This window comes from Streptomyces sp. NPDC004667 (genome assembly GCF_040609475.1).
Lineage (GTDB): Bacteria > Actinomycetota > Actinomycetes > Streptomycetales > Streptomycetaceae > Streptomyces.
This window is the reverse complement of sequence record NZ_JBEXKC010000020.1, coordinates 43,943-61,556: the sequence shown is the minus strand read 5'-3', so window position 1 is coordinate 61,556 and position 17,614 is coordinate 43,943. Positions and strand designations below refer to the sequence as shown.

Genomic DNA, 17,614 nt, shown 5'->3' with positions numbered 1-17,614 from the left:
AAATGGCAGGTCAACGCGCCCTTCCCCTGGGCTTCAGGTGGGTCGGAGGCAGTTCCGGGGAGGGGATCGGGGGGCCGTCGTAGCCCTTCACCTCGCCGAAGCGCGACCCGTTCATCCAGTCCTCGCGGGCCTGGGCGATGTCATCGTGCGAGCGCCCGATCCAGTTCCAGAACATGACGATCTCCTCCTCGAACGGCTCGCCCCCCAGCAGCATCAGGCCCGCGTCCGAGACGGCGCGCAGGGGGAGTTCGGTGCGGCCGCAGCCGAGGTAGAGCATCGAGCCCGGGAGGACGGGGACGTCGTCGACGCGGGCCTCGCCCGACATCGACAGGACCGCGTACTCGAAGTCCGGGTCCAGCGGCAGGCGGGTCTCGGTGCCGGCCGCGAGGGTGAGGTCCGCGCCGACGATGGGGGTGTACGCCGTGCCGGGCGAGGTCGCCGTGTCGAGGGTGCCCAGGATCACGGTCGCGGTGAGGCCCGGGGCCGTGACCGTCGGGAGGCCGGCGTGGTGCTGGAAGTGGGGGTCCACGTCCCGGTGGGCGTCCGGCAGGGCCACCCACAGCTGGGCGCCGTGCAGGAAGCGGGCGTGCGGGCGGGGGCTCTCCTCGGAGTGGCTGATGCCCCGGCCCGATGTCATCAGGCCCAGCTCGCGCGGGCGGATCGTGGCGAGGCTGCCGACGCTGTCGCGGTGCAGGACCTCGCCCTCGTGGAGCCAGCTGACCGTCTGGAGGCCGGTGTGCGGGTGCGGGGCGACCTGCATGCCGGGCTCGTCCGCGATGTCGTCCGGGCCGTAGTGGTCGACGAAGCACCAGGCGCCCACCATGCGGCGGCCCAGGTTCGGCAGGAGGCGGCGGACCTCGGTGGCCTCCCCGAGCTTGACGGTGCGCGGACTGAGGAGCTCGCGGACCGGTTCGGCGACGACGAAGCCGCGGCCGCCGCAGGTGGCGAGAGCGGGCTGGCGATCGAGATTGCTCATACGCCACAACTTAACGCCGCCGGGCCCGGCGGATCCCGTTCCGCTTCTCGGAATGTCCGCCCCCGCGGCGGTGTTGCAGCCACCGATGACCGACAGCGGCCACGAAAGCGAGCGGAAGGAGCCTGCGGGCATGGACGTGAGGACGGGAAAGACGACGCCGGGCACGGGTGGGGACGCCTACCACCTGCACGGGAGTGCCGCCGAGCGCTGGGCGCGCGGGCAGCTGTTCTTCGACGCCCGGGAGTACACGACGGCCGCCCGCGTCCTGGTGTCGGTCGCCGAGGAGACCCCGGAGCAGCTCGCCCCCCGGCTGCTGCTGGCCCGCGCCTACTACCACTCCGCGCAGCTCTCCCGCGCCGAGTCCGAGCTGCGCGCCATCCTGGAGCGGTGGCCGGTGGAGGACTACGCGCGCCTGATGCTCGGCCGCACCCTGGAGCGGCTCGGGCGGGCGGACGAGGCCCGTCCGCACCTGCGGCTGGCGGCGGCGATGTCCGGCGAGTTCCCTCAGTAGTGGGCCGTCCGGCCCCGCGTGTGCGGGGCCGGGGGGCGGCCTCGGCTAGCCTGGGTTCCATATGAACCGCCTGACCACGCCTTTCGGCTCCTACGAACTCACCCGATTCCCCGTCGACCCGCGCGACCAGCTCCGTGCCTGGGACGCCGCCGACGAGTACCTGCTGCGTCATCTCGACGCCGGTACCGGCGAGCGCGGCCCGGTGGACCTGGCCGGCGCCGGGCAGGTCACCGTGGTCGGCGACCGCTGGGGGGCGCTGACGACGGCCCTGGCCGCGTACCGTCCCACGCAGATCACCGACTCCTCGCTGACCCGCGCCGCCACCGAGGCGAACCTGGACCGGGCCGGCATCGGCACCGCGAAGTCCACGGTGACCCTGCTGACCACGCAGGACGCGCCGCCCGGGCGGATCGACGTCCTGCTGATCAGGGTGCCCAAGAGCCTGGCGCTGCTGGAGGACCAGCTCTACCGGCTGGCCCCGCACGTGCACGAGGGCACCGTGATCGTCGGCACCGGCATGGTGAAGGAGATCCACACCTCCACGCTGCGCCTGTTCGAGAAGATCCTCGGGCCGACGAAGACCTCGCTCGCGGAGAAGAAGGCCCGCCTGATCTTCTGCACCCCCTCCGGCCCGGGCGCGGCCCGGCCGGCGGGCGCGGACCCGTGGCCGGTGACGTACACGGTGGACGAGGACGGGGGCTCGGGCGCCGGGCTGACCGTGGTCAACCACGCCGGGATCTTCTGCGCGGACCGGCTGGACGTCGGCACGCGCTTCTTCCTCCAGAGCATCCCGACCAACACGGACGGGGCCCGGGTCGTGGACCTGGGCTGCGGCAACGGTGTCGTCGGCACGGCGGTCGCCGTAGCCGACCCGGACGCCGAGGTCGTCTTCACGGACGAGTCGTACCAGGCGGTCGCCTCGGCGCGGGCGACCTACGAGGCCAACGTCCGGCCGGGCCGGCGCACGGCGGAGTTCCGGGTCGGTGACGGGGTCGCGATGCTGGAGCCCGGTTCGGTGGACCTGGTGCTGAACAACCCGCCCTTCCACTCGCACCAGGCGACGACGGACGCGACGGCGCTGCGCATGTTCGCGCAGTCCCGCAAGGTGCTGCGCACCGGTGGCGAGCTGTGGGTGGTGGCCAACCGCCACATGGGGTACCACACACACCTGCGGCGGCTCTTCGGCAACAGCGAAGTCGTCGCGAGCGAGCCGAAGTTCGTGGTCCTGCGGGCGGTCAAGCGGGAGGCGCGGCAGCGCCCCATGTGACCTGCCGGTACGTCCTACACTCGGCCGCGTGAGCAACGGGGCGCGGACGGACACGGGCGGGGAGCGGCGCTACCGCCGCGAGGAGGTGGCCCGGGCGGCCGGCGTCAAGGTGCGCAACCTGCGCTACTACCAGGAGCGCGGGCTGCTCCCGCCGCCGCGCCGCGAGGGCCGGATCGCCTGGTACTCCGACGACCACCTGACCCGGCTGCGCCTGGTCAGCGACCTGCTGGGGCGCGGCTACACGGTCAACGGCATCGCGGAGCTGCTCTCCGCATGGGAGCAGGGCGGCGGTCTGTCCCAGCTGCTGGGCCTGGAGCGGGAGATGACCCGGGACTGGGTGCAGGAGGACCCGGTGTCGATGACCCGGGCCGAGCTGCGGGAGCTGTTCGGCCCGGCGGCTTCGGCCGAGGACACCCGGCGCGCGGCCGAGCTGGGCTACGTACGCCTGGACGGGGACCGGGTCACGTATCCGAGCCGGCGGCTGCTGGAGGCCACGGTGGCCCTGGTGCGGCAGGGGGTGCCGCTGGCGGAGATCCTGGACGCCGGCGACTTCGTCCAGGCACAGGCCGCCGCGCTCGCGGACCGTTTCGTGGGACTGTTCCGCCGGCATGTGATCGGCCCGGACGGGCTGGAGCGGCTTTCGGCCACCCAGCTGGATCACATCCGCGAGGCGGTGGCGGCCCTGCGGCCGGTCGCGGGTGAGGTGGTGGCCGCGGAGTTCGCGCGGGCGATGGCGCGGCGGGTGGAGGCGGAGGTAGCCGAACTGCTGCGTACGGAGCAGTAGGAGTCGGCCGAAAAGGTGCGCTCACGCAACCTTGCCAACCACCATTGGCACTCTTACATTCAACTCGTCGGTAACAAAGGTGCACAGCCGAGATAAGGGACGATCTCATGGCAAGCTCACCGAACTTATCCGAACCACCCGGCGGGGAAGGCGCGGCCTCCCCGGACGCCGCGGACACCGCCGACAGAGGTGAGGGCCGGGTCCGCTGGCGCCGGTTCGCCCTGTTGACCCTGCCCGCCGTGGCGGTGACCGCGGGGCTGGGCATCGCCTTGGCGCAGGGGGCGCTCGCCGCTTCCTTCGCGGTGTCGGGGCAGCAGTTCAAGGTGTCGGCGACGAGCCTGGAGGGCGAGGGCTTCGCCCAGTACGGCAGCGTCGACGTCAACGCCCGCGAGGAACTGATCCCGGTGGCGGTCACCGCCATCAAGGAGGCCAAGCTGCACAGCCTCTGCCAGTCGGTGGTCACCACCCTCCCGGTCGTCGGCGACATCTCGCTCAACCTGACCGCGGGCAAGAAGGACCCCGTCGAGGCCAGCAACCTGTTCGTCGACGCGACCCAGCTCGCCGGCGACGCGGTCTTCAAGAACATCGAGATCGGCCGCGACGCCTCCACCCTCGACAAGGGGCCGGCCGAGGCGGTCGGCATGCAGGACCTCTTCGCCCAGCAGGCCGACACGGTCACCATCTCCAACCTGCAGCAGACGGCGTGGGCGACCAACGCCGGCACCTTCAAGCTGTCCGGGCTGAGCATGAACATCAGCAAGGGCAAGAAGGAATGCTTCTGAGCCGCTGGCGGCGGTGGCGGCGCGGCCGGCCCTTCTGGGGCGGCCTCTTCGCGGTCCTGGCCGGGGCCTGGATCTGCGTACTGCCGCTGGCACCGCTGAAGATCATGCTCCAGCAGGGGGTGGCGGGGATCCCGTCCGTCCTGATGGGGATCATCATGATCGTCCTCGGTCTCACCGCCTGGTTCTCCCCCCGGCAGCGCTCCCTCGCCGGGGTCCTCACCACGCTCATCGCCACCGCCGCGCTGGTCCTGTCGAACCTCGGCGGGTTCCTGATCGGCACCCTGCTCGGCATCCTCGGCGGCGGGCTGATGTTCGCCTGGCAGCCCTACGCCGCCCCGCGCACCGGGGGCTCCGCCGCCCCCGCCCGGCCCTCCCCCGCCGGGGACTCCCCCACTCCGCACCCCGATCCCCAAGGAGCACAGCCATGAGCCGTACGCGTACCGCGCTCGCCCTCGGCATGGCGGCCGCGGCCGCCCTGACGGTGGCCTCCGCCTCCGCCACCGCCGCGCCGTTACCGCTGGCCGGGTCGACGACCGTCACCCCGGCCGGGCACGCCTTCCAGGCCACCCTCAGCGGGAAGGCCACCCTCAAGGCCGGTTCGGTCACGGTGACCTGCACGGTCTCCGTCTCCACCGGCACGGTGCCGGCCGCCCCCGGCAACCACAACGCGGCCGGGCCCGTCTCCTCGCCCATCTCGCCGCCGACCTACAGCTCGTGCACGTCGAGCATTCCCGGCGTGACCCCGACCGTGACCACCAGCGGCGCCTGGTCGGTGTCCATGCAGAACGGCTCCCCGATCACGGCCACCATGACGGTGCCGACCGGCGGTCTCGTCGTCCACACGACCGGACTCGCCACCTGTACCGTCACCGCCGCCCCCGGCGGTCCGGCGGCCGTGCCGGGTACCTGGGCCAACGGCGCCCCGTCGAGCCTGACCTTCACGAACGCCTCGGTCCCGGTCACGGTGACCGGTGGCTTCGGCTGCCCGACGAGCGCGACCTCGTCCACCTTCAACGCCGTCTACAAGGTCGCCGACACCACCGACCCGGCGCAGCAGATCACCGTCGCCCCCTGACCGGGGCGTCCCCCTGGCACCGCCGTCCCACCGTCGCCGGGAACCCCCGGTGACGGTGGGACGTTCGGCTGCCCACGCCGCTACGGCCGGTTCACGACCACCCGGTAGTGCGTCGTCAGCCGCCCGTCGTCGCCGATCACGTGGAAGGCGACGGCCGGCGGCTCGTCGAGGTGGACGTGGTGGTCGGGATCCGTCTGCGTCTCCCAGGGCAGGCGCAGGGTGGACACCACCCCGGGCGCCACCAGCAGCGGGCGGCCCGCGAAGGTGGTCACGGCCGCCGTGTGGGCGTGACCGCAGAGGAAGGCGAGCAGGTGGGGGTGGCGCTCCGCGAGGGCGGCGAGCCGCTCCTCGCCGAACTGCCGGATGTCGTCCACGTACGGGGTGTGCAGCGGGACCGGCGGGTGGTGGAAGGCGACCAGCACCGGGACCTCGTGCGGGGTCCCCGTGAGGATGCCGTCGAGCCAGGCGAGCGTGGAGTCCTCCAGGTATCCGTGGTCCTTGCCGGGGACCGAGGAATCGCACACGGCCAGGACGAAGCCCTCGCCGCGCAGCACCTGGTCGACGGGCTCCGCGGACGGTTCCTCCTGGCCCAGCAGGACCCGGCGGAACGCGCCGCGCTCGTCGTGGTTTCCGGGGCAGACGACGGCCGGATGGCGGGAGGCGAGCACCTCGCGGGCCTGCTCGTACTCGGCGTCCGTCCCGCGGTCGGCTATGTCGCCGCTCATCAGGACCGCGTCCAGGTCGTACGGGAGGGCGTCCAGGTACTCCATCACGGCGCGGGTGCGCTCCGCGGCGCGGGTGCCGCCGTCGAAATGGACATCACTGAGCTGCGCGATCACGATCACGAACGGTGGCTCCTTCGTCGCCGGGGCGTGGCCGTCACCGGCGCGGCGCGTGACGGTCGGTCACGGCCCGGCCGGTGAGGGCGCGTTCGGCCCATTCAACAGGGTGCGCGGGCGGACCCCGCCCCCGCCACCGGGCGCGGGAACTCCCCGTCGCCCGGCCACGGGGAGTTCCGCCCGGGCTCAGGGGCCGACGCGCGGGTACCTGCGCCGGAGCCGGGTCAGGCCCCAGCCGGCCGCCGTGAGGACGACGGCGCCCCCGGCGAGCGCGGCCACGGCGGTGCCGGTGGAGGCGAGCGCGCCGCCGCCGGCCGGGGTGGTTCCCGTACCGCCGACGGTGCTGCCGGAGCCGGTGGCGCCGGCCGCCGTGGCACCCGTAGCGCCCGTACCGCCCCCCGTGCCGCCCGTACCGCCGGCACCGGAGCCCGGAACCGCGCCGGTACCCGGGCCGCCGGCGGTGCCGGCGGTGCCTTCGCCCGGGCCCGCCGCGCCGGCACCGCCCCGCCCGCCCGTGCCGCCGCCCGCGCCGCCTGCCGTGCCGTCGGCCGTACCGCCACCCGTACCGCCCGTCGGAGTGGTCACGGTGAGGGTGACCGGTGCGGTAAGGGCGGTGCCGCCGGTGTTGCGGAACTCGGCGCGGTAGCGGCGCCCGTCGAGGGCGGGCCCGGCCGTGAAGGAGTACTCCGGAGCGGTCGCCCCCGCCACCGGCTGCCAGCTCTTGCCGCCGTCGGCACTGGACTGCCAGGCCACGGTGGGCTCGGGCGTCCCCTCGGCCCGCGCGGTCAGGGAGACCCGGGTGCCCGCCGGGACGGAGCGGTCCGACGGCTGCTCGGTCACCTTCGGGGACACGGACCGTTCCAGTCGGGTGATCTTCCCCTCGGCCGGGCTGGAGACGAAGACGCTCCCGCCGCCCGGTGCGACCGCGAGCGCCGCGAACCCGGACTGGCCATGGTTGCCCGGCAGGGCGACCCGTGCCGCGGCCTCGCGGAGATCGGCCGTGCGGTACACGGCCAGTGCCCCGTCGCCGTCGCTGCCGGGCAGGGAGGGGTCTCCCGCGTCCTGCCAGGCCACGAACGCCTCGTGCGTGAGCGGGTCGAAGCGCGCGGCCCGGGGCAGGTCGGTGCCCCGGATCACGCCCAGGCGCCGGCCCGCCGCGTCGTGCACCACGATCGAGGTGTCCAGGCCGACCCAGAGCGCTCCGGTCCGCGGATCCACTTCCGTGAATCCGCCGAGACCGTCTCCGGCCGGCAGTTCCACGGTCGCGGCGACGCGGAAGGCCGCGGTGTCGATCCGGTAGGCGCGGCGGTTGCCGATGTCCGTGAACCAGACCGTGCCGCGCGCCGGGTCCACGGCGAACGTGTCACCGCCCTCCAGCGTGAGGGAGCGCCTGACGGCGGCGGTCGCCACGTCCACCTCCGACAGGACCGGCCCCTGGGCGACCAGGACCGTCCCGGGCGTGACCCCGGGCCCGGCGTCGGTGACGGTCGGTCCCGCCATCCAGACGCCCGACGCGGCCGGATCCCCGTCCCTGGCGGTGCCGATCCCGCGCAGGGGGTACCCGAAGACCACCCCGTCGCCGGGGAGCGGCGCGATCAGCCGGTGCACGGCGCGTCGGCCGAGGGCTCCGGTGGGGCCCGGGACCTGGCTGACGGTGGAGCGGAGGGTTCCGTCGGCCGGGTCCAGGACGTGCAGGCCGCTCTCGTTGGCTCCGGCCGTCTCGGGCAGGTCGTCCGCGCCGACGTACAGCTTCTTCGACTCGGGATGGAGCAGCAGGTCGCGGGGCCGGCCGGCGGTGGTGAACTCCGCCGTGGGCCGGTACGCGACCGTGCCCTGCGGTACGTCGGCACGGGGCGCGACGGTGTCGGCCGGTGAGGCCGGTAAGCCCGGTGCGGCCCGTGCCGCCGCCGGGGCGAGGACGAGGACGAGCCCGAGGGCGGTCGCGGCGGCGCCCGCGCGGCCGGGGGCGAGGGGGTGGCGGGGCGTCACGGCCGGTCAGTTGAAGGTGATCGGGACGTGGACGTCGTACGCGCGGTTGGCGGAGTTGAAGTGGTCGGCGCGCGTGACGACGGCGCACTCGACGGTGTCCCCGCAGATCTGGCCGTTGCCGAGGTCGGCCTTGACGTGGATGGTGACGCTGAAGGTGCCGCCGGGCCCGTAGGCCGAGGTGTTGGGGAGGGTGCCGCCGAAGGTGCTGTTGACCCAGTGGGAGGCGCCGGTGGTGCCCGCCTGGTCCGAGCCGCCCAGGCAGGGGGTGGGCTTGCCCGCGCCCTGGGGCCCGTTCACCGCGCACAGGCCGACGTAGACGCCCTTGGCGGGGTTGAAGCCGCTGCCGGTGACCGTGACGTTCTGCCCGGCCGCGGCGGCGGAGGCGGGCGCGGTGAGCGCGAGGCGCCAGGTGGCGCCGCCGTCGGTGACCGTACGGGTGGAGGTGGCCGCCGAGGCGGCGCCGGCCGCGCCGAGCGCGAGGGCCACGGCGGCGGTGGCGGCGAAGGCCGCGCGGGCGGCGAGCCGTACGGCGGTGCGGGGCAGGAGGGCAGCGCGCATGGGAAGACGCCTTTCCGGGAAGGAGGTTGGTCGACTTAGGTAAGGCTAACCTAATGAAGATCGACGCTGAACCTCTCCTTCCCGGTCTGGCCTGAATCCGGCGCCCTGACCGGATCCGCCCTCCCGCGCCCCGCCCGTGCCCCCAACCCCGCCTCACCGGCCGGGGCCCGCCGCTACCCCCGGTACGTCTCCAGCAGCCGCAGCCACACCTCGCTGATCGTCGGGAAGGACGGAACCGCGTGCCACAGCCGCCCGATCGGCACCTCGCCCACCACGGCCACCGTCGCCGCGTGCACCAGCTCGGCCGCTCCGGGCCCCACGAAGGTGGCCCCCAGGAGCACCTCCCGGTCGAGGTCGACGACCATCCGGGCCCGCCCCCGGTACCCGTCGGCGTACAGGCCCGCGCCGGACACCCTGCCGAGGTCGTAGTCGACGGCGCGCACCCGGTGCCCGGCCCGCTCCGCCTCGGCGAGCGTGAGGCCCACCGCGGCGGCCTCCGGGTCGGTGAACACCGCCTGGGGCAGGGCCTCGGTATCGGCGGTGGCGGCGTGCGCGCCCCAGCGGGATGCGTCCAGGGGCGGCGATCCGGCCGCGCGGGCGGCGATGGCCGCGCCCGCGATCCTGGCCTGGTACTTGCCCTGGTGGGTGAGGAGCGCCCGGTGGTTGACGTCCCCGACGGCGTACAGCCAGTCGTGCCCGGGGACCCGGCAGCTCTCGTCGACGCCGATCCAGTCACCCGGGGTCAGCCCGACCGTGTCCAGCCCGATGTCCTCGGTACGCGGCGCCCGCCCCGTCGCCATCAGCAGCTCATCGCCCTCCAGGGTCTCGCCGCCCTCCAGCACCACGGTCACCGGCCCGGTCGGACCGTTCCGTACGACCGCCTCGACCGCCACTCCGGTGCGCACCACCGCACCGGCCTCGGTCAGCGCCTCTGCGACCAGCTCGCCCGCGAAGGATTCCATCCTCGGCAGCAGCCCCGAGCCCCGTACGAGGACGGTCACCTCGGACCCCAGGGCCTGCCAGGCCGTGGCCATCTCGGCGGCCACCACGGAACCGCCCACGATCAGCAGCCGGCCGGGCACCTCCCGCGCGGAGGTGGCCTCACGGCTGGTCCACGGCCGGGCCCCGGCGATCCCAGGGAGGTCCGGCACCACGGCCCGGGTGCCCGTTGCCACGACCACGGCGTGCCGGGCGGCGAGGACGTGGTGCTCACCCTCCGGACTGGTGACGGCCACCTTGCGGACCCCGTACAGGCGGCCGTGGCCGCGATAGAGGTGGGCGCCGATGGAGTCCAGCCAGTCGAGCTGGCCGTCGTCCTTCCAGTCACCCGTCCAGTAATCGCGGTGCGCGAACACCGCCTCCGCGTCGAGGGGCCCCCGGACCGCCCCCGCCAGTCCGGGCACCCGGCGCGCCTCCGACCGGGCGAGCGCCGGGCGCAGCAGGGCCTTGCTGGGGACGCAGGCCCAGTACGAGCACTCCCCGCCGACGAGTTCGCTCTCCACCAGCGCCGTGCTCAGCCCGGCGGCACGGGTCCGGTCGACGATGTTCTCGCCGGCCGGGCCCCCACCGAGCACCACTACGTCGTACTCCACCGCTTCAGTCATGCGGTCCAGTGTCCCCGCAGCGCGGGGGACACGTCCCGCAAGGTCAGGCCTCCGGCGTGCCGGGGGTCCCGTCCGCGTCCCCGGCCGGGGCGGACTCGGCGATCTTCGCCCGGACCTCGTCCATGTCCAGGGCGCGTGCCTGCCCGATGAGGTCGGTCAGGGCCGCCTCGGGCAGCGCTCCGGGCTGCGCGAAGATGGCGACCTGGTCCCGGACGATCATCAGTGTCGGGATCGAGCTGATCTGGAAGGCCGCCGCCAGCTCCTGCTGCGCCTCGGTGTCCACCTTGGCGAAGACCAGGTCGGGGTTGGCCTCGGCGGCCTTCTCGTAGACCGGGGCGAACTGCAGGCAGGGGCGGCACCAGCCCGCCCAGAAATCGATCAGCACGAACGGGTTCTCGCTGACCGTCCGGTCGAAGTTCTCTTTCGTGAGTTCGACTGTAGCCACGGTGTCCGGACCTCCTGATCGCAGTGTGTCCTGCTGGAACGATCGGCCGGCCCGCCGCATTCCTGCGTCGGCGGCCGTACCTAGAACGGGTGGGCCGGCGGGGTGGTGCGGGCCGTGGTCCAGCGCAGCTCGGTGAAGGCGTCGAGGTTGGCCTCGCCGCCGAAGCGGGCGCCCGTACCGGAGGCGCCGACCCCGCCGAACGGAGCCACCGCCTCGTCGTTCACGGTCTGGTCGTTGATGTGCGCGATGCCGGTCGGGATGCGTTCGGCCAGCTCCATGCCGTGTCCCGCGTCGCGGGTGACGATGCCCAGGGAGAGTCCGTAGGGGCCCGCCGAGGCCAGCTCCACCGCCTCCTCCTCCGTCGCGAAGGACCGTACGGGTGCCACCGGACCGAAGACCTCCTCCACGTAGGCGGGGGTGTCGTCGGCCACCCCGGCGAGCACGGTCGGCCGGTAGAACAGGTCCCGGTGGGTGCCGCCCGCGACCAGCTTGGCGCCCTGCTCCACGCTGGCCTCGACCAGGCCGTGGACCCGCTCCAGCTGGGTCCGGTCGAGCAGCGGGCCGAGGTGCACGGGCTCGCGGTACGGGTCGCCGACGGCCAGGGCCTCGGCGCGGGCGGCGAGCCGTTCCACGTACTCGTCGTAGAGCGAGGCGTGGACGAGGTGACGTCCCGCGGTCATGCAGATCTGGCCCTGGTGGAAGAAGGAGCCCCAGGAGGCCTGCGCGACGGCGGCCTCGACGTCCGCGTCGGCGAGCACGAGGAGCGCGGAGTTCCCGCCCAACTCCAGGTGCGCGCGGGTGAGGTGACGGCCCGCCAGTTCGCCGACGGAGCGCCCCGCTGCGGTGGAGCCGGTGAAGGACACGACCCGCACGTGCGGGTCGGCCACCACCGCGGAACCCGTCCGCGCCCCGCCCGGCAGGACGTGCAGCAGCCCGGCCGGCAGTCCGGCGGCGGCGAACACGGCGGCGAGGGCGAGGCCGCCGCAGACGGCGGTGCGGCGGTCGGGCTTGAGCAGGACCGCGTTGCCGAGCGCGAGCGCGGGCGCCACGGAGCGGATCGAGAGGATCAGCGGGGCGTTGAAGGGCGCTATCACCCCGACCACCCCCGCCGGCACGCGCCGGGTGAAGGAGAGCCGGGGTGCCTCGCTGGGCAGCACCTGACCGACCGGGCGGGAGGCCAGCGCGGCGGCCTCGTAGCACTCCTGGGCGGCGACGTGCAGCTCGAAGTCCGCCTTGCCGGGAATCGAACCCGACTCCCGGACCAGCCATTCCCGCAGTTCACCGGCGTGGGCCGTGAACAGGTCCCCGGCGCGGCGCAGCACGGCCGCCCGCTCCGGGTGGCCCGCCCGCGCCCAGTCGCGCTGGGCGGCGCGGGCCCGTACGGCGGCCTCCCCCACGTCCGCGGGCCCGGCGAGGTCGACGGTGGCGAGGGTACGGCCGGTCGCGGGTTCGACGACCGGGGCCGTGCCCCCGGTGAGGGTGGGTCCGTCCTGCCAGAGAGTCGGGTCGAGCAGTGGCATGACGCGGGGCCTCCGGATGGGGGTGGGCGGGGCGGGGGGCGGCAGCACGCGCCATCGTGCCAGACCGGGGGCACCACTTCTGTTCAGTTATTGGGCAGTTGACGGGATCCGGTGACCGGAAACGATCGACTCGCCTGGGGCGCGGGCCGGTTCAGCGCTCCAGGACCAGCGCGATGCCCTGCCCGACGCCGATGCACAGCGTCGCCATGCCGGTCCCCGAACCGGCCGCCGCCAGCTGGTGGGCGACCGAGCCCGCCAGCCGGGCGCCCGAGGCACCGAGCGGGTGGCCGATCGCGAGGGCCCCGCCGCGCGGGTTCACCACGGCCGGATCCAGCTCGGGCCAGGCCCCGAGGCAGCCCAACGCCTGGGCCGCGAAGGCCTCGTTGAGCTCCAGGACGGACAGGTCGGCCAGCCGGCGGTCCGCCTTGGCCAGCGCCCGCGCGACGGCGTCGACCGGTCCGAGGCCGAAGAGCTGCGGCTCGATGCCCGTGACGGCGGAGGCGCTGATCCGGGCCAGCGGCTCGCGTCCGGTGGCGGCCAGCCCCGCCTCGTCGGTGAGCAGCAGGGCGGCGGCCCCGTCGTTGAGCGGGGAGGCGTTCCCGGCGGTGACGGTGCCGGAGCCGTCGGCGCGGAAGGCGGGCTTGAGGCGTGCCAGGGACTCGGGGGTGGACCCCTCGCGGATGGACTCGTCGCGGACGAGGTCCACGCCCGGGTAGCCGACGACCTCGCCGTCGTAGAGCCCGGCGGTCCAGGCGGCGGCGGCCTTGCGGTGGCTCTCCAGGGCGAACAGGTCCTGCGCCTCGCGCGAGATGCCGTGCTTCTCCGCGATCAGCTCGGCACCCTCCCCGAGGGAGCCGGTCCACTCGGGGGGCATGGCCGGGTTGGTCATCCGCCAGCCGAGGGTGGTCGACCACATCTGCTGGTGCCCGGCGGGGAAGGCGCGCTCGGGCTTCTGCACCACCCAGGGGGCGCGGGTCATCGACTCGACCCCGCCCGCGATGGCGACGGAGGCGTCACCGACCGCGATGGCGCGGGCGGCCTGGATGACGGCTTCGAGCCCCGATCCGCAGAGCCGGTTGACGGTCACGCCGGGCACCGTCACCGGCAGTCCGGCGAGCAGCACGGCCATGCGGGCCACGTCACGGTTGTCCTCGCCCGCGCCGTTGGCGTCGCCGAAGACGACGTCGTCGATGCGGGACGGGTCGAGGTCGGGCGTACGGTCCACCAGGGCGCGCACCACGTGGGCGGCCAGGTCGTCCGGCCGGACCCCGGCCAGGGCCCCGCCGAACTTGCCGATCGGGGTGCGGACGGCGTCGACGACGTACACGTCGCGGACGGTGCGGATGCTCATGGGGTCGCTCCTGGGCGGATCCGTACGGGCGGCGGCGCGTTCGGTGCCGGTGTGGGCACCGGGACGCACCCCCGGGACACGCCCGGTGGGGCGCGCCCGCAGTCTCCGCCCCCACGTCGCCGCCTGTCAACGGCCCCCCGACCGCCCCTCGCCCGCCGGCCCCGGGGGCGGCCGGGGACGGGCCCGCGAACCCCGACCCAGGGCCCGCGGCCCACACCCGACAGCCCGGGGCTCGGGACCCGGGCTGTGGGCGCGGCCCATGGGCCGGGGCCCGAGCTGGGCCTTGGCCCGGGGCTCCGGGCGCGGCCCGACGCACGGGCTCAGGGCACGGCCCATAGGCCGCGTCCCGGGCTGGGCCTTGGTCCAGGCCCCGGGCTCGGCGGCCCCGGGGTCGCGGCTCCCGGCGGCCCCGGGCTCCCGCCGGCAGGCGAACTCGGCTCACGCCGTCAGGCGGACCCGGCTCCCACTCTCAGGTGGATTCGCGGTGGACCGCCGTCGCGGCCATCAGGTCGTGCCGCCGGGTGATCTCGGACGGCTCCCGCACCGCGCGGTCCACGAGCGAGGCCAGGTGGTCCCCGGTCGGCAGCTCGATCTGGACCGTGCTGAGCCGGGGGCGCAGCAGCCGCCCGATGAGCAGGTCGTCGGCGCCCATGACGGCGACGTCCCCGGGGACGTCCAGCCCCTCGTCCTGCAGCGCCCGCATCAGCAGCATCGCGTACTCGTCGTTGTACGCGAACACGGAGTCCAGCCCGAGCGAGCGCCAGCGGCCCGCCAGCTCCGCCGCTGACTCCTCCGTGTAGGCCATCGGCAGCACCTCGGTCCGCGCGCCCTCCACCGACCGGGCCCCGGCGAGCCGGGGTGCCGAGAACAGCTCCAGCCCTTCCTCTTGCGGGACGACCACGCCGATCCGGCTCCGGCCGCGTTCCACGAGGTGCGCGGCGGCCCGTGCCCCGACCTCCGCCTGGTCCATCACGAGGGCGTGGGCCCCCGGTACGCCGACCGGACCCAGCGTTATCACCGCGCGCGCCCCGGCCCGTTTGAGGGTGGCGACGTTGTGCGCGGACAGGCTGATCTCCCCGAGCGAGATCACCGCGACGGGCCGCAGTTCGGCCCACGCCCGCGTCGCCTCGTCCCCGCTCAGGCCCAGGCTGCCGTACTGCACCACCGTGTAGTCGAGGCGGCGCAGGGCCCACTGGAGCTCGTTGAGGAAGGCGCTGTACAGCGGGCCCACCGGGACGTGCGAGGTGGGCAGCAGGACGATGCGGGTGTGTCCGGCGCGCAGGCTGCGCGCCGCGGCGTGCGGGACGTAGCCCAGTTCCTCGGCGGCCTCGCGGACCTTGCGGCGGGTGGGCTCGCTGATGCGTACGGCTTCCGCGTTGTTCAGCACGTACGAGACCGTCGCGCGCGACACGCCGGCCAGGCGGGCGACATCGGCGCTGGTCGGGACGGGTGCGGGCGCCGGTTCGGCGGGCGGGGTGGCCGGGGCCCGGCGGCTGCGCGGCTTCGGCGAGCTCGGGGGGATCGGCGCGTTCGATGAGTGAGACATTGCCGAGGCATCCTTCCAGACCGATCACGCCCGGGGTCTAGCGGATGGCCGGAAACGGGTGCTAGACAGTGGTTACACGATTCATTGACACGTGTAACCCATGCCGTCACCACGGCACCCGGGCGTCGCCCTCCCCGCTCCACGAGGCAGCGCCACACGTGTCCCGCCGTGCCGCCGCCCCGTCGCGTTCCATCGCACCCCGCCCTCGCGACGGGGCGGCGCGCACCCCCTCACCCGCTCGCACTCCCTGCCCAGGAGGGCACCGTGGCCCTTTCCTCCCCCGGCACCGGCAACGCCGCAGCCACCCCGACACGTCCGCCGCCGCCCCGGCCCCCGGACGCGGACTGCTCCCCCTGCTGCTCGTCGGCAACACCGCGATGTACTCGCTGTACATCGGCGTCGGCGGCATCCTGCTCGCCCTCCAGGTCGAGCACGTCGAACCGGTGCACAAGGTCTCCAACTTCGGCCTGATCGCGGGGGTCTCGGCGATCTTCGCGACGGTCTTCAACCCGGTCGCCGGCGCCCTGTCCGACCGCAGCGGACGGCGCAACCCCTGGATCCTCGGCGGCGGCCTCGCCGCCGTACCCGCCATGTTCCTGCTCGGCCTGGCCGACACCGTCCTGCTCATCACCCTCGCCTGGTGCCTCGGCCAGGCCGTCATGAACGTCTACCAGGCCGCCCTCACCTCGGTCGTCCCCGACCGGGTCCCGACCGCCTCCCGCGGCAAGGCCTCGGCGGCCGTCGGCCTCGGCCTGCCCTTCGGCTCGGCCCTCGGCGCGCTGGCGGGTGCCGCGTTCTCCGACAACCACCGCACCGGCTACCTCCTCCTCGGCGCGCTGGTGGCGGCCGCCGCGGTGCTGTTCACCACGTGCGCGCGCGAGCAACGGCTCCCGGCGCGCGCACCCCTGCCGGCCCGGGCCCAACTGGCCGCCTTCACCGGCGCCCTGCGCGACCACGACTTCCGCTGGGCGTTCATCGGGCGCGCGCTGCTCGTGCTCGGGTACTTCGCGGTCAGCGGGTACCAGCTGTACATCCTGCAGGACCACACCGTGCTGCCGGAGGGGATGAAGCCCGAGTCGGCGGTGGCCGTGCTGATGCCGCTGACGAGCGTGGCGATGGTCCTCTCCACCGTCCTGGGCGGCTACCTCTCCGACCGGTTCGACCGCCGCAAGCCGTTCGTCGGCGCCTCGGCCCTGCTGTCGGCGGTGGCGCTGGTGATCCCGGCCGTGTCGGCGAGCTGGCCGGCGATGCTGGCCTTCTCCGTGGTCAACGGCCTGGCCTTCGGCTGCTACATGGCGGTCGACACCGCGCTCGTCACGATGGTGCTGCCCCATGCCGAGGACGCCGCCCGCGACATGGGTGTGCTGAACATCGCGAACGCGGGACCGCAGATCGTCGCACCGTTCATCGCCTCGGTGATCGTCTCGGTGAGTGGCGGCTACACCGCGCTGTTCGTCATCGCCGCCGTGCTGGCCGTGGCGGGCGCGCTGGCGGTACGGCCGATCCGCGGCGTCCGCTGACGGCTCCCACCCACCCCTTCCCCCCATCCCCTTCCCACCTACCTACCTACCTACCTACCTTCGAGAAAGGCTCCACCGTGCAGCTGCGCACCCAGACCTGGGGCGAAGGCGACCGCCTCGCCCTCCTCGTCCACGGCATCATGGCCGACCACCGCACCTGGCGCCGCGTCGGTCCCGCCCTCGCCGGGCGCGGCTACCGGGTGATCGCCGTCGACCTGCGTGGCCACGGGGCCAGCGGACGGGGCGAGTACAGCCCCGAGCTCTTCGCGGACGACCTCGTCGAGACCCTGCCCGCGGGCGCCGAACTGGCCATCGGCCATTCCCTGGGCGGCCTGACCCTGTCCCTAGCGGTGGAACGCCTGCGGCCCGCGCGGGCGGTGTTCTCCGACCCGGCCTGGCACCTGGCCCTTCCCGGAACGGGCTTCGGGCCCGAGGTGTTCGCCGATTTCAAGACGGCCGGCCGGGAGCGGATCCGGGCGATGAACCCGCGCTGGGACGAGGAGGACGTGGACGTCGAACTGAGCACCCTCGCCGTGTGGGACGAGGCCACCGCACTCGGCCTCGCCCCCCTGGCCGGCCGTGACCTGCTGCCGGCGGCCCCGGTGGTCCCCTCGCTCGTCCAGCTCGCCGACCCGAGCTTCCTCGTCTCCCCGGAGCGCGCCGCGCTGCTGGAGGAGCGCGGCTTCGTGGTCCGTACGGTCGCCGGGGCCGGACACACCATCCACCGGGACGACTTCGACGGATTCATGGCCTCGCTGGAGGGCTGGCTCTAGCGGGCCACCGCCGACGCGCGGCGGACACTCCACGGGCCCGCCCTCCGGCGGTCCCTTCCGGATCGGGGCCGCGT

Annotated in this window: 17 protein-coding genes; 8 read left to right on the top strand and 9 right to left on the bottom strand. The window is 74.4% G+C overall.

Annotated elements, in window-relative coordinates:
- Positions 1–10: 10 nt before the first annotated feature.
- Positions 11–976: a pirin family protein gene (locus tag ABZW32_RS14255; protein WP_356215265.1), complete on the bottom strand. Its 966-nt coding sequence runs from the start codon at positions 974–976 to the stop codon at positions 11–13.
- Between the two features lie 130 nt (positions 977–1,106).
- Between ABZW32_RS14255 and ABZW32_RS14250 the strand changes: the two genes are divergently transcribed.
- From ABZW32_RS14250 to ABZW32_RS14225, 6 genes are all read left to right on the top strand, one after another.
- Complete coding sequence (locus ABZW32_RS14250; protein WP_356215263.1) at positions 1,107–1,487, top strand: tetratricopeptide repeat protein; 381 nt, start codon at positions 1,107–1,109, stop codon at positions 1,485–1,487.
- A gap of 70 nt (positions 1,488–1,557) precedes the next feature.
- Positions 1,558–2,754 (top strand): methyltransferase, encoded by a 1,197-nt coding sequence (locus tag ABZW32_RS14245; RefSeq protein ID WP_356215356.1) that lies wholly within the window; start codon positions 1,558–1,560, stop codon positions 2,752–2,754.
- A gap of 28 nt (positions 2,755–2,782) precedes the next feature.
- Positions 2,783–3,538 carry a MerR family transcriptional regulator gene (locus tag ABZW32_RS14240; RefSeq protein ID WP_356215262.1) on the top strand — a complete coding sequence of 252 codons (756 nt, stop codon included), beginning with the start codon at positions 2,783–2,785 and terminating at the stop codon, positions 3,536–3,538.
- A gap of 224 nt (positions 3,539–3,762) precedes the next feature.
- Positions 3,763–4,320, top strand: coding sequence for a DUF6230 family protein (locus ABZW32_RS14235; protein WP_356215354.1), 558 nt, complete (start codon positions 3,763–3,765; stop codon positions 4,318–4,320).
- Positions 4,311–4,748 (top strand): DUF6114 domain-containing protein, encoded by a 438-nt coding sequence (locus ABZW32_RS14230; RefSeq protein ID WP_266846886.1) that lies wholly within the window; start codon positions 4,311–4,313, stop codon positions 4,746–4,748. Before ABZW32_RS14235 ends, ABZW32_RS14230 begins: the two co-directional genes overlap by 10 nt.
- Positions 4,745–5,395 carry a hypothetical protein gene (locus tag ABZW32_RS14225; protein ID WP_356215260.1) on the top strand — a complete coding sequence of 217 codons (651 nt, stop codon included), beginning with the start codon at positions 4,745–4,747 and terminating at the stop codon, positions 5,393–5,395. Before ABZW32_RS14230 ends, ABZW32_RS14225 begins: the two co-directional genes overlap by 4 nt.
- 80 nt (positions 5,396–5,475) lie before the next feature.
- On the opposite strand, the gene ABZW32_RS14220 is transcribed toward ABZW32_RS14225, so the two are convergent.
- From ABZW32_RS14220 to ABZW32_RS14185, 8 genes are all read right to left on the bottom strand, one after another.
- Positions 5,476–6,240: a metallophosphoesterase gene (locus ABZW32_RS14220; RefSeq protein WP_356215258.1), complete on the bottom strand. Its 765-nt coding sequence runs from the start codon at positions 6,238–6,240 to the stop codon at positions 5,476–5,478.
- A 180-nt stretch (positions 6,241–6,420) separates the two neighbouring features.
- Positions 6,421–8,223, bottom strand: a complete 1,803-nt coding sequence (locus ABZW32_RS14215) for a hypothetical protein (RefSeq protein ID WP_356215257.1) — start codon at positions 8,221–8,223, stop codon at positions 6,421–6,423.
- A gap of 6 nt (positions 8,224–8,229) precedes the next feature.
- Positions 8,230–8,781: a hypothetical protein gene (locus ABZW32_RS14210; protein ID WP_356215255.1), complete on the bottom strand. Its 552-nt coding sequence runs from the start codon at positions 8,779–8,781 to the stop codon at positions 8,230–8,232.
- Between the two features lie 173 nt (positions 8,782–8,954).
- Positions 8,955–10,385 carry an NAD(P)/FAD-dependent oxidoreductase gene (locus ABZW32_RS14205; protein WP_356215253.1) on the bottom strand — a complete coding sequence of 477 codons (1,431 nt, stop codon included), beginning with the start codon at positions 10,383–10,385 and terminating at the stop codon, positions 8,955–8,957.
- Between the two features lie 43 nt (positions 10,386–10,428).
- The gene (locus ABZW32_RS14200) at positions 10,429–10,830 is read right to left on the bottom strand and encodes a thioredoxin family protein (RefSeq protein WP_356215251.1); all 402 of its coding nucleotides are present in this window, start codon (positions 10,828–10,830) and stop codon (positions 10,429–10,431) included.
- An 80-nt stretch (positions 10,831–10,910) separates the two neighbouring features.
- Positions 10,911–12,350, bottom strand: a complete 1,440-nt coding sequence (locus tag ABZW32_RS14195) for an aldehyde dehydrogenase family protein (protein ID WP_356215249.1) — start codon at positions 12,348–12,350, stop codon at positions 10,911–10,913.
- A 151-nt stretch (positions 12,351–12,501) separates the two neighbouring features.
- The gene (locus tag ABZW32_RS14190; RefSeq protein ID WP_356215247.1) at positions 12,502–13,701 is read right to left on the bottom strand and encodes a thiolase family protein; all 1,200 of its coding nucleotides are present in this window, start codon (positions 13,699–13,701) and stop codon (positions 12,502–12,504) included.
- 469 nt (positions 13,702–14,170) lie between these two features.
- A complete protein-coding gene (locus ABZW32_RS14185; RefSeq protein WP_356215245.1) occupies positions 14,171–15,247 on the bottom strand; it encodes a LacI family DNA-binding transcriptional regulator in 1,077 nt (358 codons plus the stop codon).
- 377 nt (positions 15,248–15,624) lie between these two features.
- Between ABZW32_RS14185 and ABZW32_RS14180 the strand changes: the two genes are divergently transcribed.
- Both ABZW32_RS14180 and ABZW32_RS14175 read left to right on the top strand, forming a co-directional pair.
- On the top strand, positions 15,625–16,767 hold the full coding sequence (locus ABZW32_RS14180) for an MFS transporter (RefSeq protein WP_356215243.1): 1,143 nt from the start codon (positions 15,625–15,627) through the stop codon (positions 16,765–16,767).
- Between the two features lie 77 nt (positions 16,768–16,844).
- Positions 16,845–17,540: an alpha/beta hydrolase gene (locus ABZW32_RS14175; RefSeq protein WP_356215241.1), complete on the top strand. Its 696-nt coding sequence runs from the start codon at positions 16,845–16,847 to the stop codon at positions 17,538–17,540.
- The last annotated feature ends 74 nt before the right edge of the window (positions 17,541–17,614 follow it).

Bases quoted from the DNA above. Each gene is read 5' to 3' on its own strand.
- ABZW32_RS14255 (WP_356215265.1), bottom strand. From the start codon at position 976: ATGAGCAATCTCGATCGCCAGCCCGCTCTCGCCACCTGCGGCGGCCGC.
- ABZW32_RS14250 (WP_356215263.1), top strand. From the start codon at position 1,107: ATGGACGTGAGGACGGGAAAGACGACGCCGGGCACGGGTGGGGACGCC.
- ABZW32_RS14230 (WP_266846886.1), top strand. From the start codon at position 4,311: ATGCTTCTGAGCCGCTGGCGGCGGTGGCGGCGCGGCCGGCCCTTCTGG.
- ABZW32_RS14225 (WP_356215260.1), top strand. From the start codon at position 4,745: ATGAGCCGTACGCGTACCGCGCTCGCCCTCGGCATGGCGGCCGCGGCC.
- ABZW32_RS14210 (WP_356215255.1), bottom strand. From the start codon at position 8,781: ATGCGCGCTGCCCTCCTGCCCCGCACCGCCGTACGGCTCGCCGCCCGC.
- ABZW32_RS14205 (WP_356215253.1), bottom strand. From the start codon at position 10,385: ATGACTGAAGCGGTGGAGTACGACGTAGTGGTGCTCGGTGGGGGCCCG.
- ABZW32_RS14195 (WP_356215249.1), bottom strand. From the start codon at position 12,350: ATGCCACTGCTCGACCCGACTCTCTGGCAGGACGGACCCACCCTCACC.
- ABZW32_RS14190 (WP_356215247.1), bottom strand. From the start codon at position 13,701: ATGAGCATCCGCACCGTCCGCGACGTGTACGTCGTCGACGCCGTCCGC.
- ABZW32_RS14185 (WP_356215245.1), bottom strand. From the start codon at position 15,247: ATGTCTCACTCATCGAACGCGCCGATCCCCCCGAGCTCGCCGAAGCCG.
- ABZW32_RS14180 (WP_356215243.1), top strand. From the start codon at position 15,625: ATGTACTCGCTGTACATCGGCGTCGGCGGCATCCTGCTCGCCCTCCAG.